The sequence below is a fragment of the Brachybacterium endophyticum genome (assembly GCF_003130585.1).
GTDB classification, from domain to species: Bacteria; Actinomycetota; Actinomycetes; order Actinomycetales; family Dermabacteraceae; genus Brachybacterium; species Brachybacterium endophyticum.
Map to the genome: position 1 here is coordinate 21,007 of NZ_QFKX01000002.1, position 20,194 is coordinate 41,200.

Here is a 20,194-nt window from a genome sequence, read left to right on the forward strand (position 1 = left end):
ACAGAAGCAGAGGGCGGACCCCCGGAGCACGCGCGGGCGTGCGGAGCGAGCGGATCGACCTCGTCGACCAGGGGTCGAGAGCTCAGCGGGGGATCGAGAGCGGCGCGGGCAGCAGCTCCGAGAGTTCCTCGCGCATGAGGCCGTGGAGCTCCTCGATCCGCGCCGACGTCATCCGCTCGGCGGGAGCCGTGACGGAGACGGCGGCGACCGCACGTCCGCTGCGCAGCACGGGCATGCCGAGGCAGGCGATCCCGGGCTCGTTCTCGCGGATCTCGGTCGCGCACCCCCGGGCCCGCGCCTGCTCGAGGGTCTCCCAGACGTGCCGGGTCGAGACTTCGAGGGCGGGGTCGACGACCCGTGTGAAGACCTCGAGCTGCTCCCGGCGCACATCGGTGAAGGCCAGGAGCGCGCGTCCCATGGCCGAGACGGCGGCCGGGACGGTGCCGCCCACGCTCGACCACACCCGGATCGTGCGCGCGGGCTCGACCTTGTCGATGTACCGCACGTGCGCGCCCTCGAGGACGCCGGCATGGACGAGCTCGTGGGTGCGCTCGCTGAGGGCGACCAGGGCCGGGTGCAGCAGCGGCGCGAGATGCGCCTCGGCGGTGAAGGCCTCGCCCAGGCGGGCGGCGACGGTCCCGAGGCGGTACCTGCCCTCGACCTGGTCGACGAAGTCCCGGTGCCGCAGCGCCTGCAGGGCGCGATGTGCGGTCGCCTTGTGCAGACCCGTCAGCGTCGCGAGATCTGCGAGCGAGGAGCCCTCGGGGCCGGCCTCGGCGAGGTGGACGAGCAGGAGGGCCGCACGATCGATCGCCTCGACCGGGGACTTGGCGGGCGGATCCTCGGCGTTCATCCGCCGCAGTCTACGGGCGGAACACCTCGAGCTCGACGCTCTCGCGCACCAGCGCGCGAACGGCGTCCGGTCCCGGGCCGATCGCGCCCAGGCTGCTCGCCTGCAGGGCCAGATTGCCCATCGCCGTCGCCTCCATCGGCCCGGCGACGACCTCGATGCCCAGTGCGTGCGCCGTCAGCTGGTTCAGCAGGTGGTTGCGACTGCCGCCGCCCACCACGTGCAGCCGGTGCGGGAGGGGGCGCCCTGCGAGACGGCAGGCGGTGCGCAGCTCGTCGCGGTAGGTCTCGGCGAGGGACTCCAGGATCATCCGCACGATCTCCGCCGGCGTCTGCGGGCGGGCATCGGAGCCGTCCAGAGCGTGAGCGGCCTCGACGACGCGATCGGCCATGCGGCCGGGCGGCAGGAACTCCGGATCGGTGGGGTCGATGCGGAAGCGGTCCGGTGACTCCTCGGCGGCCGCGGCGAGGAGCTCGGCGAGGTCCGGGCAGGTGCCGTCGGCGTCCTCCTGCCACTGCCGGATCGATTCGCTCACCAGCCACATCCCGGCGACGTTCTTCAGGAACCGCACGCTGTCGCCCACCCCGCCCTCGTTCGTGAAGCCCGCCGCGCGCACCTCCTCGCCGATGACGGGGCGGGGGATCTCCAGCCCGATCAGGGACCAGGTGCCGGAGGAGATGAAGGCGAGCGGGGGAGCGGCGTCACCCGCGTCCGCGCCCGCGGACTCGTGCTCCGCGGGGATAGCGAGCACGGCGGAGGCCGTGTCGTGGGAGCCGACCGCCGTCACCGGGACCTCCGGCACGCCCAGCTGCGCGGCGAGAGCCGGGACCAGCGTGCCGATCCGCTCGCCCGGGCGCACGAGCGGGGCCAGCAGCGAGGGGATCGCTCCGCTCGCGTCGACGAGCTCGGGGACCCAGTCACCCGCCGCGGCCGCGAACATCCCGGTCGTCGAGGCGTTGGTGACCTCCGTGCGACGTTCGCCGGTCAGCAGGTAGGCCAGGAGGTCGGGGACCAGCAGCAGCGAGGACCCCTCGGACAGCGTCTCGAGCCGGTCGTCGGAGGCGAGCTGGTAGAGAGTGTTGAAGGGCTGCTGGGCGATGCCCGTCAGGGCGAACTGCCGCTCCGCGCTGACCCGGCGGGCCAGGTGAGCGTCGACCCCCTCCGTGCGCTCGTCGCGGTAGGCGATCACCTCCCCGATCCGCTCCCCGGAGCCGGGGAGCGGGCTGCCGTCGGCCTCTGCACGGTCCGGGCCGACGAAGCCGTAGTCCACGGCCCAGGAGTCCACGCCGATCGATGCGAGGTCCTGCGCCCCGAGCTCGACGGCGAGCCTCCGGGCCGCCGAGAGTCCCGTGCGGACCTCGGCCCAGAGCGCGTCGACGTCCCAGCTCAGGTGCCCGTCCCGTCGTTCGAGGCGGTTCTCGAAGCGATGGGCGGCGTGCAGGTCCAGGCGCGCTCGGGCATCGTGGCCGCGGTCGCTGCGAACGAGGCCGAGCATCGCGCGGCCGGAGCTCGCGCCGAGGTCGATCGCCGCGAGGGCGAGGGGCGGGGGCTGGTCGGCGGTCGTGCACTGCCCGAGGGCCGCGGCAGGCCCGGTAGGCCCGGTGGGCCCCGGGGACCCGGTGTTCCCGGTCATCGGCCGTGCCTCAGCGCAGGAACGCGGCGGCGACGCCCGCGTCCACCGGGACGTGCAGGCCGGTGGTGTGCGAGAGGTCCCCGGCGGTCAGGGCGAACACGGCGTTCGCGACGTTCTCGGGCAGCACCTCCCGCTTGAGGATCGTGCGCTGGGCGTAGAACTCGCCGAGCTCCTCCTCCTTGACGCCGTAGACCTTCGCGCGGCTCGCTCCCCAGCCACCCGCGAAGATGCCCGAGCCACGGACCACGCCGTCGGGGTTGATGCCGTTGACGCGGATCCGGTGGGCACCGAGCTCGACGGCGAGCAGCCGCACCTGATGCGCCTGGTCGGCCTTGGTCGCGGAGTAGGCGATGTTGTTGGGGCCGGCGAACACCGAGTTCTTCGAGGAGATGTAGACGATGTCCCCTCCCATGTCCTGCTCGATCATCACCCGGGCGGTCTCGCGGGAGACCAGGAAGGAGCCGCGGGCCATCACGTCGTGCTGGAGGTCCCAGTCCTTCGCGGTGGTCTCCAGCAGCGGCTTGGACAGGGAGAGCCCGGCGTTGTTGACCACCAGGTCGAGGCCGCCGAAGGCGAGCACCGCCTCGGCGACGGACTGCTGCACGGCGTCCTCGTCGGAGACGTCGACGCGCACGGCGACGGCGTGGTCCGCGCCGCCGAGCTCCTCGGCCGCCGTCCGGGCGTTCTCGAGGTTCAGGTCCGCGATGACGACGCACGCCCCCTCGGCGACCAGCCGCTCGGCGGTCGCCCTGCCGATTCCCGATCCGCCGCCGGTGACCAGTGCGACCCTGGTCGCGAGCGGCTTCGGGGCGGGGCGCCGGCGCAGCTTCGCCTCCTCGAGGGCCCAGTACTCGATGCGGAACTTCTCCGCCTCGTCGATCGGGGCATAGGTGGAGACGGACTCGGCGCCGCGCATCACGCGGATCGCGTTGACGTAGAACTCCCCGGCCACGCGTGCGGTCTGCGCGTCGGCACCGAAGGAGAACATGCCCACGCCCGGGACCAGCACGATCGCCGGGTCAGCTCCTCGGATCGCGGGGGAGTCCTGATCGGCATGGCGCTCGTAGTAGGCGGTGTAGTCCTCGCGGTAGGTCTCGTGCAGCTCGCGAAGCCGGGCGACCTGCTCCTCGGTCGTGGCGTCGGCCGGGAGGTCGAGGACCAGAGGCCGGACCTTGGTGCGCAGGAAGTGGTCGGGGCAGGAGGTGCCGAGCGCCGCGAGGCCCTCGAGCTTCGAGCCCGCGAGGAACTCGTGGACGTCCTCGGTGTCGGTCCAGTGGCCGACCGTCGGTGCGTCGGTCGAGGCCAGGCCACGGATGACGGGGAACAGTGCCGAGGCCTTCGCGCGGCGCTCGGCCTCCGGCAGCGCGTGGCGCGAGGCATCGGGGGCGCCGAACGGTCGGCTGTCGCCATGGGTGTCGAGATACGTCTGGGCCTCGCGGATGATCCGCTCGGAGTTCTGCTGGGCCTGCTGGGAGGTGTCCCCCCAGGCGGTGATGCCGTGGCCGCCCAGGATGCAGCCGATCGCCTGCGGGTTCTGCTCCTGGATGGCGGCGATGTCCAGCCCCAGCTGGAAGCCCGGCCGACGCCACGGCACCCACACCACGGCATCGCCGAAGATCTCCCGGGTCAGGCGCTCGCCGTCGGCGGCGGTGGCGAGCGCGATCCCGGCATCGGGGTGGAGGTGGTCCACGTGCGGGACGTCGACGAGCGCATGCATCGCGGTGTCGATGCTCGGTGCCGCGCCGCCCCCGCCGAACAGGCAGTGGTCGAAAGCGGCGACCATCTCGTCCTCCCGCTCCACGCCGGGGTAGACGTCCCTCAGCGCCCGCACGCGGTCCAGGCGCAGCACCGCCAGTCCCTTCTCGGTGAGGGTGCCCAGGTCGCCGCCGGACCCCTTGACCCAGAGCAGGTCGACGTCCTGGCCGGTGACGGGATCGGTGTCGGTGCCCTTGGCGGAGGTGTTGCCGCCGGCGTAGTTGGTGGTGCGTGGGTCGGCGCCCAGAGCGTTCGAACGCTCCAGCAGGGCATCGACGGTCTGACGAGCAGTGGTCATGAAGGCGCTCCTTCGGAGGTCGCGGAGAGGTGGTCGGGGGAGGTGCAAGGGGTTCGCGGGGGCTCGGGGCTCAGGCGCCCCAGCCCATCTGGTCCCCTCCCACGCGCTCGGTGGAGACCTTCTCCTCGTAGCCGCTCGCGCGGAAGGCGGCGAAGGGATCGGCCGGCAGGCCGCGCTCCTCGCGGAAGGCCGCGAGCGCCGGTCGCACATCGGTCCAGAAGGCGTCCATGAGGATGCCGTTGGCCTCGAGAACGTCGTTGCGCGCCTGCGCGTCGGCCAGGGCCTCGAGGTCCACCAGCAGCGCCTTGGCCAGGGCCTCCTGCACGGTCACCACCGACCGGATCTGGCCCTGGATCTTCGACTCGAGGTTGTGGCACTGGTCGAGCATGAAGTTCACGCCCGACTCGGGGCGGTGCGCGCCCTGCTGGACGATCTCGAACAGGATCCGCACCAGCTGGAAGGGGTCGGCGGCGCCGACGATCAGGTCGTCGTCGGCGTAGTTGCGGGAGTTGAAGTCGAAGGCGCCCAGACGGCCCTGGCGCAGCAGCTGGGCGACGATGAACTCGATGTTCGTCCCCGGGGCGTGGTGGCCGGTGTCCAGGACGACCATGGCCTGCTCGCCGAGGGCCAGGCAGTGCAGCAGGCTCGTGCCCCAGTCCGGCACGTCCGTGTGGTAGAACGCCGGCTCGAAGAACTTGTACTCCAGCACCATCCGCTCATCCGCTTCGAGACCCGCGTAGACCTCCTGCAGGGACTCGGCCAGGCGATCCTGGCGGGCGCGGATCGAATCCTGGCCCGCGTAGTTGGTGCCGTCGGCCAGCCAGATCTTCAGCTCCTTCGACCCGGTCGCGCGCATGACCTCGAGGCACTCGAGGTGATGGTCGATCGCCTGACGCCGCACCGCGGCGTCGCCGTGGGTGAGCGAGCCGAACTTGTAGGCGTCGTCCTGGAAGGTGTTGGAGTTGATCATGCCGATGCTCATGCCCTGCTCACGGGCGTAGTCGGCGAGTGCGCCGAAGTCCTCGACCCGATCCCAGGGGTAGTGCAGGGACACCCGGGGCGCGGCGCCGGTGAAGGCGTTGGTCTGCGCGGCGTCCGCGATCTTCTCGTACGGGTCTCGCGGGGTGCCGGGAGTCGCGAACACCTTGAAGCGGGTGCCGGAGTTCCCGTAGCCCCAGCTGGGCACCTCGATGGTGAAGTCGGCGAGGTCGCGGGCGATCGCGTCGGGGAGGGTGGTGAGCGTGGACATGGGGGAGCTCCTTCGTTCGTCGGAGGGTGTGCGATGTGGCGGGTGCGTGCCGTCGGATCTCAGTCGCGTGAGGGTGGATCGGTCACGCGCCCGGCCTCGGCGTCGAGCGCATCGGCAGAGACCACCTCGCCGTAGCGCTCGATCTCGATCTGCCGGAGCTCCTTGCCCTGGGTGCGCGGCGCGAGGATCGTCCCGATCAGCGTGGAGGCCAGCAGGAAGGCGATGAGGATGAGCCCGTCGATCAGCAGGCCGTTCGCGCCCATCAGGATCACGGGGAAGACCAGCGAGATGATCCCGGAGGCCACCCGGACGGTGAAGAACACCAGGCCCTGCGCCCCGGCGCGGTAGGGGGTCGCGAACAGCTCGGGGGACCACACGGAGTAGAAGGCCTGGGCCGAGGGGCCCGAGGACAGGCCCCACAGGATCGCGTAGCCGAAGGCGGTGGCTGCGGCGGTCGGGGGTCCGAAGACCAGCACGACCCAGGACACCACCGCCATGGCGCCGCCGACCAGGAAGAACCAGCGGTAGGACACCTTGTCGACCAGCAGCATGAACACGATCGTGCCGATGATGACGAAGGCCCAGGTGAGCATGGAGAACAGGTCGGAGGCGATGGTGCCGAAGCCCATCGAGCCCAGGATCGTGGGCAGGAAGATGCCGTTCTGGCTCGCCGCCTGGTTCCAGAAGGTGTAGATCGCGACCAGGAACAGCAGCGCGGTGATGTTGGCCTTGCGGCTGAACAGCCCGCGCAGGGAGGTCCAGATCGAGGGTGCCTTCGCCTGCTGCCCGCCCTTGGAGCGCTGCCAGGCCTGCGATTCGTAGAGGCCCTGCCGGATGTACCAGGTGACCAGGGCGATCACGACGAGGTGGGCGAAGATCAGCCGGCTCCCCAGCAGGTCGAGCGGGGCGAGCAGGGCGGCGAGTCCGAATCCCAGGAACGGGCCGACGGACCACGCGAGCTGGGTGGCTCCGATGTGGCGCCCGCGGCGCTCGGTGGGTGCGGACTCGGCGATGTAGGTCCAGCCCGCGGGCACCGAGGCGCCGACGGCCAGGCCGATCACGACGAAGCCGACGAAGAGCATCGGCAGGTTCATCGCGAAGGTCGCGATCAGACCGCCGATCGCGTACAGCAGCAGGTCGTAGGTGTAGATGAACTTGCGTCCGTACTTGTCGCACAGCGGGCCGCCGATCAGCGCGCCGACGGCCGCCCCGAAGGCGTTCGAGCTGAACGCGGCGAGCAGACCTGCGATCCGGCCGCTGTCGTCGGGGAAGTAGGCGGCTCCCCAGAATCCCAGCGAGGTGGCGATGGCGATGATCGAGCCGGAGTCGATGTAGTTGGACATCGAGACGGCTGCGGTCGCCTTCCAGCCGGTGAGCGGCTTGCGTCGGCCGAGGGGCATGGGTGGTGACTCCTTCGTCGGGTAGGGGAACCGTAGATATGAAACGATTCATTCGTCAAGTGGGGCATCTCGCGACGGCGCGGGCCCCGTGGCCCCGGGCGTCGCGACGGGGGCGGCATACAGTGCGTCCATGAACGCGATGCGAACCCCCGAGGAGGGCGCCCGGAAGGTCGAGGACGCCGCCGAGGAGGTCACCGAGCACCCGGTCTTCGAGGGCATCGCCCGCGGCGGTTTCGTGATGAGCGGGCTGGTGCACGTCCTGGTCGGGGTGATCGCGCTGCACATGGTGCTCGGCGGGTCCTCGCAGGAGGCCGACCAGAGCGGGGCGCTGCAGACCGTCGCCTCCGCACCCGGCGGCAACCTCCTGCTGTGGGTGGGCGGCGTGGCCATGGCGGTGCTGGTGATCTGGCACCTGGCCGAGGCCTGGTTCGGCGCCCGCTGGAGGAAGCGCGCCCGTGACCGGGCCCGCCACCTGGCGAGCACCCTGGGCAAGGCGATCGTCTACGGGGCGCTCGCCGTGACCGTCCTGCGGTCCGCGGCCGGCGCCGGGAGCGACTCCGACAAGCAGACGTCCCAGCTCACGGGCGACCTGATGGGGAACCCTGCAGGCCGGGTCGTGATCGTCGCGGTGGGCCTGGTGGTGATCGTGATCGGGTTCTTCCACGTCTACCTCGGGGCGAGTCGGGGCTTCGAGGACCAGCTGCGGGTGCCGCGGGGTCGGAGCGTCGCGGGTGCTGTCCGTGTCACCGGCGTCCTCGGCTTCATCGCCAAGGGCATCGCCCTGGTGGGGGTCGGGCTGATGTTCGGCTGGGCCGCCCTGGGCGCGGATCCCCAGAAGGCGACGGGGCTCGACGGCGCGCTGAAGACCATGGCGCAGCTTCCCGCCGGCGGGATCCTGCTCGCCGTGGTGGGAGCCGGCCTGATCCTCTACGGCATCTACTCGGTGCTGCGCGCCCGCTACGCCCCGATGTGACGCGGCGGAACACGGGCCGAGAGAGAGGATTCCCGCATGAGCACCTCGGAGGAACGCCGCCAACGGCTGCGTGACCTGTTGGGGCTCGACCGTTTCGATGCCCCCTTCGCGGCTCCGCTCTCCGCGCCGCGAGCGGAGGAAGGCACGGCTCCGTCGGACGCGGCGGCGGCGTGCGGGGCGCCCCAGGAGGTGATCGTCCCCGGGGCCCACGGCGCCGAGATCCCCGCCTTCCTGCTGCGTCCCGAGCCGGGGCGGGCCACCGGCGCGGGCGCGGTGCTGGTGGCCGGCCACGGCCGTGGCATCGACGACCTGGTGCGCACCGATCCCGCCGACGGGTCCCACGGCGGTCCCGCCCGCGCACTCGTGCAGGCGGGGGTGACGGTGCTGTGCCCGGAGATGGTCAGCTTCGGCAGGCGCCGCACCCCGCGCCCCGGCGGTGCCCCGCCCTACGAGGCAGCCGAGAGCAGCTGCAGGATCGACGCCGCCCGATACCTGCTGCACGGCACACCGGTGATGGGGCACCGGACAGCCGATGCCGGCGCCGCGGTCGCAGCGCTGCGCAGGCTCGACGGCGTGGATCCTGACCGCGTGGCCGTGGTGGGGGCCTCCGGTGGCGGCGCCGTGGCGCTGCTGCGTGCCGCGGTCGACACCTCGATCAGTGCCGCCCTGGTCGCGAACTACTTCTCCTCGTTCGCCGCGAGCATCGCCGCGATCCCGCACTGCCCCTGCAACATCGTCCCCGGGCTGCTCCCGGAGTTCGAGATGGCAGACATCGGCGCCCTGGTCTCACCTCGCACACTGATCCTCGAGGCCGGCGAGAGGGACCCGATCTTCCCCGTGGCCGCGACGCGCCAGTCCTTCGCGCGCCTGCGCACGATGTGGGATCCCGCGCCGGTCAGGGCCCCGCAGCTCGTGGTCACCGGGGCGGGACACCGCTTCGTGGGCGAGGAGTCCGTGGCACTCCTGGCAGCCGCGCTCGGGTGAGCCGACAGGGCTCGTCGGCCCCGCCCCATCCGTCACCCGCGACGCCGATGTGGAATCATCGAAGGGCCCCCACGGCTCGCGACACTGCCTCTCCGGCAGCCCTCGCGAGCCCACGTCCGACCGATCGGAGCACTGATGCCCGCCGACCTACCGTCCGCGCAGACCGCGACCGCGACGACTGCACAGGTAGGGGGTGAGATGGCCCGGCGCATGCACGATCTCGGCAGCGCAGGGACCTGGGAGGAGCTCGGGGAGTCCGCTCGCGGGACCTGGGACGAGGCCTACGGGCCGGCCGAGGAGTGGCCGGTCCAGGCCGCCGACGACGAGGTGCCGGGGCCGAACGGGCCCGTCCCGATCCGCATCTACACGCCGACCGCGCACGCCTACGGTCCGCGAGCGGTCCTCGTGTGGTGCCACGGCGGCGCGTTCATGCACGGTGACCTCGACATGCCCGAGGCCGACCACGTCGCTCGCGGGGTCGCCGGCCGCGCCGACGCGATCGTCGTCTCCGTGGACTACCGGCTGTGCGACGAGCCCCCCGAGCTCGGCGGCATGGCCGCCCGGAGCGTCGGCGGCTCCACCGGAGGCGTGCACGCGCCGGTGCCGCTCGACGACGTCTGCGCCGTCGTGCGCTGGGCGCGCGAGAGCGCCGAGGAACTCGGCGGGAACCCGCTGCGGATCGCCGTCGGTGGAGCGAGCGCGGGCGGGAACCTGGCGGCGGCGGCCTCGCTGCGCCTCACCGAGGAGGGGACCCCGCTGGCAGCATCCCTCCTGCTGTACCCGGTCGCGCACGCCGCGATGCCGGAGCCGTCGGCCGAGGAGGACGCGGCGCTCACCCAGATCGCGCCCGTGCTGCGTTTCCTGCCCGAGCGCACCGGGCTGATGGCGACCGCCTACGTGGGCGGGGACCCCGCGGAGGCCGATGCCTACGTGTTCCCCAGCCGCGCGGACGCGGAGCGTCTGGCGGGCCTGCCCCGCACCTACATCGAGGCCGACGAGTTCGACGACCTCCGCGTCAGCGCCCGCGCCTACGCGGATCAGCTCGCCCAGGCCGACGTCGACGTCGAGTACACGGTGCGCCGCGGAGTGGCGCACGGTCACCTCAACCGGGTCGGCCTGGCGGAGGCGAGGGAGTCGATGGACCGCATGGGACAGATCATGCGGGAGCTGTGATCAGGCGGCCGGTGCGCGGGTCGACGGTCCCGGGCCTGCCCCCGCCCGATCCGGACCTCTCCCCGTGCACCGGCCTCACCCGCGCGCACTGGGAGGCCGTGGCCGACCACCTGCTGCTCGCCCTGCGCCCCCATGCGAGCTCGAACCACGCCTTGATCTGCCCGCCGGGACGCCCGAGCCGCAGCGGCGCCCGCTCCGACGGGCTCGAGGGGTTCGCTCGCTCGTTCCTGCTGGCCGCCGGGCTGATCCGGGCGCGCGGGGACGAGGACCCCCACGCGCACGCCGACCGCTACGCACGGGGACTCGCCGCCGGCGTCGACCCCGCGGCCGAGGACGCCTGGCCCCGTCCCTCCGAGTGCGCCCAGGCGAAGGTCGAGGCCTGCGCGCTCGCGATCGGCCTCGACGCCACCCGCGCGCAGATCTGGGACCGTCTGGACCCCGCCGTCCGGGCCCGGCTCGTCGACTGGTTCGCCGAGGTCATCGGCACGCCGTACCCGGAGACCAACTGGGTGTGGTTCCGGATCACCGTGCTCACGTTCCTGCGCTCGGTCGACGACCGCTTCGTCGGCGGTGAGCGCTCGGAGGAGGTGCTCGCCGATCTCCGGCGCGACCTCCGCGTGCACGAGTCCCTCGTGCGGGAGGGTGGCTGGTTCGCCGACGGCCCCGACCGCAGCTTCGACCACTACGCCGACTGGGTCTTCTCCCTGCTGTCCGCGCTCTGGGGGCGGATGGCGGGATCGTCGACCCTGGATCGCCCCGGCCTGCTGGGGCCCCTCGACCGTGAACGCCACCGCCGCCGCCTCGGGAGCTATCTCCCCGCTGCGCTCGGCCTGCTCGGTGCGGACGGCTCCCCGTTGATCCAGGGCCGCAGCCTGGTCTACCGGATGGCGAGCGCCGGCACGTTCTGGGCCGGCGCCATCGCTGGTGTCGACGCTGACGTCGCCCCACCGGGACTGCTGCGCCGGGCGGCCTCCGGGACCCTCGCGCACTTCCTCGCCCACGGGGTGCCCGACGACGACGGCCTGCTCACCCTGGGCTGGTTCCACCGCTTCGAACCGATGGCCCAGGCCTACTCGGGACCCGGGTCGCCCTACTGGGCAGCGATGGGATTCGCCGGTCTCCTGCTGCCTCCCACGCACCCCGTCTGGACCGCGCCGGAGGAGCCGCTGCCCGTCGAACGCGGCGACGGCGTGAGCGTCCTGCGGGCGCCCGGCTGGATCGTCTCGCGCACCAGGGCCGACGGGATCGTGCGCGTCCTCAACCACGGCACCGACCACGCGCGCCAGCGGTCCGAGGGCCTCGACGACCCGTTGTACGCGCGGCTCGGGTACTCCACCGCGACCAGCCCGCAGATGCTCCCCGGCGCGGCGACGCCTGCGGGCCCCGACGGGGCTGTGGGCGACGGTGAACAGGCGAGCGACGGCGAAATGGTGTGCGACGGCGTCGTCGAACCGCGGGACGCCACCGTCGGGCTCGTCGATCCCGTACGCGGGTGGAGCCACCGGACCGGCTTCGAGACCCTCGTGCTGCGAGGCGAGGGCGCCGGCACGGGCGAGGGCGGGATCGGCATCGCCGTGTCCCGCCAGCGGTGCCACTGGCCGTCGGATGACCGGGGCGAGCCCGAGGACGCGGGACCGGCAGTGGCGGGGGCAGGCCGGGAAGGACCTGAACTGCTCGTGGGCACGCTCAGCCATGGCCCTGACACGGTGCTGCTCGTGCGCAGTCCCGGTGGGACCGGCGGCCTCCCGATCGGGGTGGCCGGCTGGCCGCTGTGCGGGGACCGGGTGGACGTGGAGCCGGACGTCGTCGCCGCGATGGGAGCGACGGCGAGCACCCGACGGGCCGACGGGTCGCTGCTGCGCAGCTCGCTCACGATCCTGCGCGGCGAGGGCCGGGTGCGGGCGCGTCGGGCAGGGCAGGTCGCCCCGCTGGGGCCCGAGTACGCGGTGCCGGAGGCGATGGTCGACCCGCCCGGGCCCGGGCCCGGGGGCGTGGTCGTGCTCCTGATGCGGCTCGCGGGCAGCCCGGCCGGCACCGATGCGCCTGCACCCGAGGTCCGCCGCGCCGGGTCCGGAGGATTCCTCGTCAGCTGGGGCGGGAGCGAGCAGGCGTTCCTGGATCTCGGCGATCCTGCGGCGCAGGAGGAGCCCACGGACCCCACAGCGTCGCCGTGAGGAGCGGAGGGAGCGAGAACCCGCAGGCGATCGTGAGGGGCGCCAGCAGCCAGAGCGGGGAGAGCACCGCGACGGCGAGAGGCGCGAGCAGCGCGCGCAGAGGGCGCGAGGCGCACAGCCCCATCGCCTCGCGCGCGACCGCGAGCCAGTCGACCTCCTCGGACTCGGCCGCCACCCGCACGTAGGCCGAGAGCCACGCGATCATCGCCCAGGTGGGAGGGGTCAGGACGCCCGCCACGAGGACTCGCGAGGACGCGGGCAGCGAGGCGAGGAACAGGCCGTCGAAGCCGATCGCCAGGATCGTCAGCACGAGCAGCGCCGAGGTCGGTGCGTCGCGCAGCAGTGTTCGCCGGATGCGGGAGATCGTCGAGCGGAAGGCGGTGTCGGCGGAGTCCCCGAGCCGGGTGGTCGTGCGGGTGGCCGCGGCCAGCGCCGTGACCAGGCCGATCACGGTGAGGACCCCCAGCAGCGCCGCCGCGTTCGCCGCGATCAGCGCTCCGGGGAGGACGAAGAACCGCAGCAGGCCCTGCGGCTCGAGCCGGGGATCACGATCGGACTCGTGCCCCGCGGACGGGATGGTGCGAGAGGCGGAGGGGGCGGTGGGCGCCGTGACGGCGGTGGCGGCGGGGCCGGTGGCGGAGGTCGTCATCACTTGATCCCCGAGGAGGCGAAGCCCTGCACGAAGTAGCGCTGGAAGATCAGGAACAGCACGATCATGGGGACCGCGGCGAGCGTCGTCCCTGCCATCAGCAGGTGCCAGTCGGTCGAGGCCTCCTGCCGGAAGGAGGCGATGCCCACCTGGATCACCCGGAGGTCGTCCGAGGTCGTCACCAGCAGCGGCCACAGGAAGTTGTTCCAGCCCGCCTCGAAGCTCAGCAGTCCCACCGTGAGCAGGCCCGGCCGGATCAGCGGGGTGATGATCCGGGTGAAGATGCCGAACTCGCTCACCCCGTCCAGCCGTGCCGCCTCGATCAGCTCCGAGGGCGTCGAGACGTAGAACTGGCGGAAGAGGAACACCATGAACGGGGAGACCGCTCCGGGCACGATCAGGGCCCACCAGGTGTCGATCCATCCGGTGCCGCCCGCTCCCAGGATCGTGTTCCCGCCGAACAGCGGCATGTGTCGCACCATCAGGAAGACGGGGATCACCGTCGCGTAGAACGGGATCATGATGCAGGCGACCATCCACGCGAAGATGGCCGGGGCCAGGCGGAACCGCAGCTTCGCGAGGGCGTACCCGCAGGCGGAGGCGAAGACCACGTTGAGCACCGCTGCCGCCGTGGCCAGGATCAGGCTGTTGCGCGCGTACGTCGCGAACGGGGCGCGGCCCAGCGCCTCGCTGTAGTTCTCCAGGCGCAGGTCCCTCGGGATCAGGGGCATCGGGGTGCGGGCGAGCTCCGTCGGATCGCGCAGGGAGGACAGCGCCATCCACAGGAACGGCGCGGCCATGATCAGCGACGCGATGATCAGGAACGCCAGCACGAGCGTGTTCGACAGGCGCTTCTGACGGCGCAGGCTGCGGTCGCGGGCGCGTCCCCGGTGCGGGGGAGCGAGGGGATCGGGAGCGCCAGGGGCGAGATCAGTCGTCATCGGAGCCTCCGACGATGCGGCGGGACAGGAACGCGAGCACGACCAGGATCAGCAGCAGGATCACCGACTGGGCGTTGGCCAGGCCCACGCGGAACTCCTGGAAGGCCGTCTGGTAGATGCGGTAGGTGACCACGGAGGTCGAGTTCGCCGGCCCGCCCTCGGTCAGGATGTAGATCAGGTCGAAGGTCTGGAAGTTCGAGATCAGCGAGGTGACCAGGATGAAGAAGGTCGCCGGCTTGAGCATCGGCACGGTGATGCGGAAGAACTTCTGCACCGCGTTGGCGCCGTCCAGGTCCGCGGCCTCGTAGAGCTGGTCGTCGACGCCCTGCATGGCCGCCAGGTAGATCAGCATCTTGAGGCCGATGCCCTGCCAGATCGTCACCAGGATGACGCTGCCCAGCGCCAGGTCCGGATCAGTGAGGAAGGGCAGCGGGCCGATCCCGACGAGACCCAGCACCACGTTCATCAGGCCGCTCTGCGAGGGGCTGTAGATCCACAGCCAGATCATCGCGACCGCGACGGTGGCGGTGATGTGGGGGAGGAAGACCATCACCCGGAACGCCCCGCGTCCCGGGAGGGCGCGATCGAGCATCGTGGCGAAGACGAGGGCGAGGAACATCGAGACGGGGATGCCGACGGCCGCGATGATCACGTTGTGCAGGACCGAGAGCCAGAACAGGCCGTCGGTGAAGATCGTCGCGTAGTTCTCCAGGCCGGCGAACTCGGGCGCGTGGATGATGTCGTAGGCCGTGAAGCTCAGGACGATCGCGACGAGGATCGGGGCCCCGATCCAGATCAGGGTGTGCAGGGTAGCCGGTGCCGCGAGCAGCAGGCCCCAGCGTCTCTCGGCGGTGCGCACGGAGCGTCGCCGCCGACCCGGCAGGGCATCGGGTCGCGCGGCGTGCGCGGCGGTGCCGGCGGATGTGGTGGGGGCTGTGGTGGTCATGTCCTCAGATCCTGCTGATCGCGCCGTCGCACAGCTTCTTCATGTCGGCCAGGGTCTGATCGACCGTGGCCCCGCCCGTCAGGCAGGTCTCGACGATGCCGTCGAGATTGCTGCGCACCTCCATGTACGCCGCCGAGCCGCCCTCGGCCGCTCCCGCGTGGGCGAGGTTCTCGAGCCCGAAGGTCATCAGCAGGTTGCTGCGGATCCCTTCGCTCTCGGGGATGTCGGGCGTCGGCGGGACCTTCCCGGTCGCCGCGCTCGCCGCGCTCAGGATGTCGGGATCGAGCATGTGCTTCATCAGGGCCGCCGCGGCGTCCTTGTTCTTCGACAGGCTCGAGACCGAGATGAAGGTACCGCCCTGGAACATCACGGGGTCGCTGCCGGTGCCGCTGGGCAGCAGGAACGTGCCCACCGCGCCCTTCTCACACAGGTCCGGCGTCATGGTCTCCCAGGTGGGCCAGTTGCCGGTGGACACCAGGGACATGGCCGCCGTCCGCTGCTGGAACGGTGAGGGCTGGCCCTCCGCGGCCCGTATCGAGTAGTCGATGGCGCCGGAGTCCATGCAGTCCAGCATCCACTGCAGGGCCCGCCGCCCCGGCTCCTCGTGCAGCCGGGGCGCGAGGCCGTCCGCGCTGAAGAGGGTGCCCCCGAAGGCGTAGAGGAGGAACACGAAGGCCTGGCGGGCGCTGCCCGCGCTGCCCGAGAGGAAGTCGAGGCCGACGACGCCGTCGCCGGTCAGCTCGGCGGCGACCTGGGCGAGCTCGTCGAGCGTGCGGGGAGGGTCGTCGATACCCTTCTTCTCCAGCAGGTCCGGGTGGTAGCCGATGAACCTCAGGTCCAGGGCCTGCGGCAGCGAGTAGTACGCGCCGTCGTACCGCGTGGACATCAGCACGCTCTCGTCGTATCCGAGGCTCTCGATGTACTCGGCCGGGATCTCGGCGAAGATGCCCTTCTCGGCGAACGGCTGGGTCCATCCCACGCCGGTCATGATGACGTCGGCGATGATCCCGCCGGCGATCCCCGTCGAGATCTTCTCGTTGAGCTTGTCCCAGTCGACCTGGTCGACGGACACCTCGACGCCGGTCCTCCTCGTGAACGGGGCGATGATGTCGTCGTCCAGCACGGCGCGGTCATCGCCCACGAAGTCCGGGGTCAGAAGGGCGATCGACCCGGTGAGGTCCGCGTCGGGCGCCTCGAGGTCGAGGGGCACGGACGGGTCCATCGCACCGCCCGACCCGCAGGCGGCGCAGCCGAGGGTGAGGGCGCCGGCTCCCGAGGCGGCGAAGAGGGTGCGACGGGGCAGTGCCATGAGGCTCCTCGCTGTCCGACGACGCGTCCTCGCGCCGTGCTCGTGGTGCGCCCTCCCGAGGCGGTCCGACAGTCGGTGCCGCGGCGATGCGGGGTCGACGCTCGGGGAGAAGGGAAGGAACGCGGTCGAGAGTGACCGCGATCACGGTGCCTGGAAAGCGGTTGCACGATGTTGTCGCCCGCGAGGTCGGCGCCAGCGGACACGGGTGGATCCGCGTCGTGAAACGTGTCAGTATCCCGGGCACCTGCCGGCCCATCGCGCGAGGAGCGTCCAGTGCCCCACGGAGTCATCGCAGACATCGCCCAGCAGCGCACGGTGCTGCTCGCCGGTGCCGACTACCTCGAACCGACAGTGGTGGGAAGCCTGGTCGTCCAGGATGCCGGCGGGAGCTGGCGCGACGCCGAGGTCACCCCGGACAGCCCGATCGGATCGTGCGCCGTGCTGGTGCCCTCGACGGTGCGCATCGCGGATCCCTCCGTGCCGATCGCAGCGGTCCGGGAGTACCTGCGCACCGCCCTGGGCGCGATCGGGCGAGTGGCGCTGCCCGGCACGAAAGCGGTCCTGGGCAGCGGCGCCGCGCGCACCATCGGGCCCGACGTGCGCCGCGGGGACGGCATCGCCCGCTTCGCCGACGTGCTCACGATCGCGCGGGACCTCGCCGCGGAGCAGGGCCTGGAGATCATCCTCGAGCCGCTCCACCGCGGGGAGACCGACCTGATCCACTCCATCGAGGAGGCCGCAGAGTTCCTCGATGCGCACGGGATCGGGGGCGTACGGATCGTCGCCGACCTCTTCCACATCCAGAAGGAGGGGGAGCGCCTGGAGACCGTGGAGCGCTTCGCCGGGCGGATCGGCCACGTCCACGTCGCCGACACCGACCGGATGCCGCCGGGGCAGGGCGACTGGCCGATCGCACCGTTCCTCGGGGCGCTGCGCCGGGGAGGATGCTCGAGCGACGTGACCATCGAGTGCTCGTGGCGGGATCTCGCGGAGGAGCTGCCCGACGCGCTCGCCGTGGTCCGGGCTGCCGACCCGCTCCTGCGCTGAGGCCCGCCCGGGAGCGCCTCAGCCGCGTCGCGCCGCGCGCAGCGTGCCGGCCAGCGGCCCGACCATCTCGTCGAAGGCCTCCTCGGGGTCCGTGGGACGCGGCGTGAACAGGAACAGCACGACGCCCAGGAGCGCCCAGGCGGCGAGGATCAGGTACTCCTGCGGCCACTGCAGCGACATCTCCACGCCCGGGACGGGGACCAGCGTGAACACGATGACCGCGAGCGCGCCGAGGGCGCCCACCGCGGGGAGGAACGCGGGCCGTGCCCGATAACTGCGCTCGAGTCCGGGGTAGACCCGCGGCAGGCGGTACTTCGCGAGCACCACCAGGAACCACACGACGCCCAGGAACACGCCTCCCGCGTCGAGGAACCAGATGATCGCCCCCGGGCCGAGCAGGCCGAGCACGACGGTGACCACCAGGATGAACAGCAGAGCCCGGCGGGGCACCCCAGAGCGTTCGTCGACCCGGGCGAGGCCACGGGGGAGCAGGCGGGCGCGGGCGAGGGCGAGCACCACGCGGCTGGAGGCGACGAACAGGCCCAGGAAGCTCGTGACCAGTCCGAGCACGGCGATCAGGAAGGCGCCGAGGCTCAGCAGCGGCAGGCCGGCGGCCGAGAACGCGTCGATCGTGCCCAGCTCCATGCCGCTCACGCTCTCCCACGGCACCACGTACGCCGTGGCCAGCAGCACCACCGTGTAGAACGCGGCCGCGCAGGCCACGGTCGCCACCACCGCGCGGCCCACGCGCCGCGGGGACAGGCTCGACTCCTCCGCGAGCACCGCCACCAGCGAGAAGCCGACGACGTAGGTGATGCCGGGGACGACCATCCGCAGCGTCGAGGCGAGGGGCTGCTGATCGGCGGTCCACAGCGGCCACAGGTTGCTCGGGGACCCCACCACCAGAGCCCCCACGGCCAGGGCCGCTCCGATCAGCAGCATCGCGGCGAACAGCACCACCTGGATCTGGGCGCCGAGGGAGACCCCGAACCAGTTGAGCCCGAAGATCAGCAACGTCAGCACGATCCCGGCCGCGAGCACGGGGAGCGTGACCGCCTCCCCGCCCACCGAGTACAGCGGTACGGCTCCCATCGCCGGGACGTACTTGCCCAGCAGCGTGCCGAAGGCGGTCACGTAGAAGGCGAGGGAGGAGATGTAGGCGCCGATGTGGAACCAGCCGGTCGCGAATCCCGCTGACCTGCCCAGTGACGTGTACCCCCACACGACCTCGCCGCCCGCCCGTGGCACCGCGCTGGTCATCTCCCCGTAGGCCAAGGCGACACAGGCCGCGAGCGCCGCGCCGATCAACAGGCCGATGATCATGCCGCCCGCACCGAGGTCCGCGAAGAACGAGGAGGAGGTGTAGATCCAGCTGGAGCCGACCACGCCGGCGACGCCGAGCGCGATCAGCGAGGGCAGGCCGAGGGTCTTCTTGAGTTCTGCCATCGGGCGGGGCCTCCGGAGCAGGTCGACGGGGGAGGGGGACGGGTTCGGCCATGCTACGGCGGGGCGCCCGCGTACCCGGGCTTCGTGTCCCGGGGCCTCAGCCCGGCGCGGTGTCGAGGAGGTCGCGCAGCGTCGCCGCCTCGCGGGCCAGCAGGGCGGGGTCATCACCGGGCACGAACTCGAGCAGTGCGTCCCGCGGTGACCCCTCGGCCCGCAGGATGTCGAAGGCCCGTCGCCACAGCTCGGAGCGCTCCGCGAGCGGCAGGCGCGTCGAGCCGGGCCACCACGAGAAGACGTGGATGCTCGAGGTGCGGGGGAGGACGGCGCGCAGTGTCTCGAGGGCACTCTCGTCGGGCATGTCCTGCGGGGGCTGCCAGTACGTGCGGACTCGTCCCTCTTCGGGTTCCGCGCCGTCCCGGTCGGTCTCCTCGAGCAGCCGGAGGGTCGAGCCGACCTCGTCGGTCAGCGTGTTCCCGTGGAACTCGAGGCCCACCTCGATGCCGCTCCGGCCGGCCTGCGCCGCGAAGGCGCGGATCCGCTCGGTGATCCGTTCCCGCTCCTCGGCCGGTGTCTCTCGTGATCCTGCGCTGCCCGCCCAGACACGGACGCGGGGTGCCTGCAGCGCCCGCGCGACGGCGAGCACGGAGTCGGCCTCCACCTGGTGGGCGCGGTCCTCGCCGTCGAACCGCAGGTAGGACCCGTAGGAGGCGACGGCGAGCCCCGCCTGCTCGGTGAGGTCGCGGACCTGCTCGGCGGTCTTCGTGTCCCCGGGCGGCACGTGCACGTCCCCACCCCACTCGATGCCGACGAGGCCCGCGCGCGCCGCATGGTCGACGACCTGCTGCGGGGAGAGGTCGCGGAAGGTGACGGAGCAGAGGCCGGGACGGATCATGGGGCCATCCTCCCCGGGGGCGGGGAGACCGCGGGGCTCGTTCGCTGCGGCTCCCCGCTCTGACAGGCTCAGCCCCACGTACGGCGGCTGAGGACCAGGCTGTAGCCGTCGGGGTCGCGGATGGTCACACCCCAGGTCTCCCAGTAGGGATTGCGAGCGGTCACGCGCTCGCCACCCGCCCGCTCGATGCGCGCGAGCCATTCGGCGGAGGCGGGCTCGCCCAGATAGAGCACCAGCAGGTCCTCCTCGGTGGGGACGGCCTGCGCGGCGCTCGCGGGATCGTCGACGAACTCGAGGTGCCAGCTGCCGCCCGCGGGACCGATCATCACCAGCCGATGGCCGCCTTCGACGTCCTCCCCGCTGCGCCAGAGGACGTCGAGGCCGACGCCCTGCACCCAGAAGCGCTCGGTCGCGGCGAGATCGGCCGCCGGACGTGCGATGCGGACGGGAGCGGTGGAGAGATCGGGCATGGCGC

The 20,194-nt window shown here is 72.2% G+C and carries 17 protein-coding genes; 5 read left to right on the forward strand and 12 right to left on the reverse strand.

From position 1 onward, the window contains the following. Positions 1–82: 82 nt before the first annotated feature. The 5 genes from DEO23_RS04560 to DEO23_RS04580 all read right to left on the reverse strand — a co-directional run bounded on the left by DEO23_RS04560 (position 83) and on the right by DEO23_RS04580 (position 7,185). Positions 83–853, reverse strand: a complete 771-nt coding sequence (locus tag DEO23_RS04560) for an IclR family transcriptional regulator (protein WP_109274855.1) — start codon at positions 851–853, stop codon at positions 83–85. Positions 854–863: 10 nt separating this feature from the next. Continuing rightward, a complete protein-coding gene (locus DEO23_RS04565; protein ID WP_109274856.1) occupies positions 864–2,483 on the reverse strand; it encodes a rhamnulokinase in 1,620 nt (539 codons plus the stop codon). A gap of 10 nt (positions 2,484–2,493) precedes the next feature. Beyond that, the gene (locus DEO23_RS04570; protein WP_109274857.1) at positions 2,494–4,536 is read right to left on the reverse strand and encodes a bifunctional aldolase/short-chain dehydrogenase; all 2,043 of its coding nucleotides are present in this window, start codon (positions 4,534–4,536) and stop codon (positions 2,494–2,496) included. 70 nt (positions 4,537–4,606) lie between these two features. Continuing rightward, entirely contained in the window at positions 4,607–5,785 is a 1,179-nt protein-coding gene (rhaI, locus tag DEO23_RS04575; protein ID WP_109274858.1) for an L-rhamnose isomerase, read from the reverse strand. A gap of 59 nt (positions 5,786–5,844) precedes the next feature. Next, positions 5,845–7,185 carry an MFS transporter gene (locus tag DEO23_RS04580; RefSeq protein WP_109274859.1) on the reverse strand — a complete coding sequence of 447 codons (1,341 nt, stop codon included), beginning with the start codon at positions 7,183–7,185 and terminating at the stop codon, positions 5,845–5,847. A gap of 130 nt (positions 7,186–7,315) precedes the next feature. On the opposite strand from DEO23_RS04580, the gene DEO23_RS04585 reads away from it, so the two are divergent. From DEO23_RS04585 to DEO23_RS04600, 4 genes are all read left to right on the forward strand, one after another. Then, entirely contained in the window at positions 7,316–8,158 is an 843-nt protein-coding gene (locus DEO23_RS04585; RefSeq protein WP_109274860.1) for a DUF1206 domain-containing protein, read from the forward strand. A 36-nt stretch (positions 8,159–8,194) separates the two neighbouring features. Then, positions 8,195–9,142, forward strand: coding sequence for an alpha/beta hydrolase family protein (locus DEO23_RS04590; protein WP_109274861.1), 948 nt, complete (start codon positions 8,195–8,197; stop codon positions 9,140–9,142). Between the two features lie 198 nt (positions 9,143–9,340). Next, positions 9,341–10,315, forward strand: coding sequence for an alpha/beta hydrolase (locus DEO23_RS04595; RefSeq protein ID WP_109274862.1), 975 nt, complete (start codon positions 9,341–9,343; stop codon positions 10,313–10,315). 11 nt (positions 10,316–10,326) lie between these two features. After that, entirely contained in the window at positions 10,327–12,489 is a 2,163-nt protein-coding gene (locus DEO23_RS04600; protein ID WP_165831727.1) for a DUF2264 domain-containing protein, read from the forward strand. Here the strand turns inward: DEO23_RS04600 and DEO23_RS04605 are convergent. From DEO23_RS04605 to DEO23_RS04620, 4 genes are read right to left on the reverse strand one after another with little or no spacing between them, the layout of a single operon-like run. Then, positions 12,401–13,138 (reverse strand): hypothetical protein, encoded by a 738-nt coding sequence (locus DEO23_RS04605; protein ID WP_109274864.1) that lies wholly within the window; start codon positions 13,136–13,138, stop codon positions 12,401–12,403. The two genes, DEO23_RS04600 and DEO23_RS04605, sit on opposite strands and share 89 nt — an antisense overlap. Continuing rightward, on the reverse strand, positions 13,138–14,079 hold the full coding sequence (locus DEO23_RS04610; RefSeq protein ID WP_109274865.1) for a carbohydrate ABC transporter permease: 942 nt from the start codon (positions 14,077–14,079) through the stop codon (positions 13,138–13,140). The genes DEO23_RS04605 and DEO23_RS04610 overlap by 1 nt, the downstream gene beginning before the upstream one ends. Then, positions 14,069–15,025 (reverse strand): carbohydrate ABC transporter permease, encoded by a 957-nt coding sequence (locus DEO23_RS04615; RefSeq protein ID WP_109274866.1) that lies wholly within the window; start codon positions 15,023–15,025, stop codon positions 14,069–14,071. The genes DEO23_RS04610 and DEO23_RS04615 overlap by 11 nt, the downstream gene beginning before the upstream one ends. 4 nt (positions 15,026–15,029) lie before the next feature. Further along, a complete protein-coding gene (locus DEO23_RS04620) occupies positions 15,030–16,334 on the reverse strand; it encodes an ABC transporter substrate-binding protein (RefSeq protein WP_109274867.1) in 1,305 nt (434 codons plus the stop codon). Positions 16,335–16,607: 273 nt separating this feature from the next. Between DEO23_RS04620 and DEO23_RS04625 the strand changes: the two genes are divergently transcribed. Beyond that, complete coding sequence (locus tag DEO23_RS04625) at positions 16,608–17,381, forward strand: sugar phosphate isomerase/epimerase family protein (protein ID WP_165831728.1); 774 nt, start codon at positions 16,608–16,610, stop codon at positions 17,379–17,381. Positions 17,382–17,399: 18 nt separating this feature from the next. Here the strand turns inward: DEO23_RS04625 and DEO23_RS04630 are convergent, their stop codons facing one another. From DEO23_RS04630 to DEO23_RS04640, 3 genes are all read right to left on the reverse strand, one after another. Continuing rightward, complete coding sequence (locus DEO23_RS04630; protein WP_109274869.1) at positions 17,400–18,827, reverse strand: APC family permease; 1,428 nt, start codon at positions 18,825–18,827, stop codon at positions 17,400–17,402. A 97-nt stretch (positions 18,828–18,924) separates the two neighbouring features. Continuing rightward, the gene (locus DEO23_RS04635; protein ID WP_109274870.1) at positions 18,925–19,719 is read right to left on the reverse strand and encodes a sugar phosphate isomerase/epimerase family protein; all 795 of its coding nucleotides are present in this window, start codon (positions 19,717–19,719) and stop codon (positions 18,925–18,927) included. 68 nt (positions 19,720–19,787) lie between these two features. Continuing rightward, positions 19,788–20,189 carry a VOC family protein gene (locus DEO23_RS04640; RefSeq protein WP_109274871.1) on the reverse strand — a complete coding sequence of 134 codons (402 nt, stop codon included), beginning with the start codon at positions 20,187–20,189 and terminating at the stop codon, positions 19,788–19,790. Positions 20,190–20,194 lie beyond the last annotated feature (5 nt).

Bases quoted from the DNA above. Each gene is read 5' to 3' on its own strand.
- DEO23_RS04585 (WP_109274860.1), top strand. From the start codon at position 7,316: ATGAACGCGATGCGAACCCCCGAGGAGGGCGCCCGGAAGGTCGAGGAC.
- DEO23_RS04640 (WP_109274871.1), bottom strand. From the start codon at position 20,189: ATGCCCGATCTCTCCACCGCTCCCGTCCGCATCGCACGTCCGGCGGCC.
- DEO23_RS04620 (WP_109274867.1), bottom strand. From the start codon at position 16,334: ATGGCACTGCCCCGTCGCACCCTCTTCGCCGCCTCGGGAGCCGGCGCC.
- DEO23_RS04610 (WP_109274865.1), bottom strand. From the start codon at position 14,079: ATGACGACTGATCTCGCCCCTGGCGCTCCCGATCCCCTCGCTCCCCCG.
- rhaI (WP_109274858.1), bottom strand. From the start codon at position 5,785: ATGTCCACGCTCACCACCCTCCCCGACGCGATCGCCCGCGACCTCGCC.
- DEO23_RS04630 (WP_109274869.1), bottom strand. From the start codon at position 18,827: ATGGCAGAACTCAAGAAGACCCTCGGCCTGCCCTCGCTGATCGCGCTC.
- DEO23_RS04570 (WP_109274857.1), bottom strand. From the start codon at position 4,536: ATGACCACTGCTCGTCAGACCGTCGATGCCCTGCTGGAGCGTTCGAAC.
- DEO23_RS04560 (WP_109274855.1), bottom strand. From the start codon at position 853: ATGAACGCCGAGGATCCGCCCGCCAAGTCCCCGGTCGAGGCGATCGAT.
- DEO23_RS04590 (WP_109274861.1), top strand. From the start codon at position 8,195: ATGAGCACCTCGGAGGAACGCCGCCAACGGCTGCGTGACCTGTTGGGG.
- DEO23_RS04565 (WP_109274856.1), bottom strand. From the start codon at position 2,483: ATGACCGGGAACACCGGGTCCCCGGGGCCCACCGGGCCTACCGGGCCT.
- DEO23_RS04595 (WP_109274862.1), top strand. From the start codon at position 9,341: ATGGCCCGGCGCATGCACGATCTCGGCAGCGCAGGGACCTGGGAGGAG.
- DEO23_RS04605 (WP_109274864.1), bottom strand. From the start codon at position 13,138: ATGACGACCTCCGCCACCGGCCCCGCCGCCACCGCCGTCACGGCGCCC.
- DEO23_RS04635 (WP_109274870.1), bottom strand. From the start codon at position 19,719: ATGATCCGTCCCGGCCTCTGCTCCGTCACCTTCCGCGACCTCTCCCCG.
- DEO23_RS04580 (WP_109274859.1), bottom strand. From the start codon at position 7,185: ATGCCCCTCGGCCGACGCAAGCCGCTCACCGGCTGGAAGGCGACCGCA.
- DEO23_RS04615 (WP_109274866.1), bottom strand. From the start codon at position 15,025: ATGACCACCACAGCCCCCACCACATCCGCCGGCACCGCCGCGCACGCC.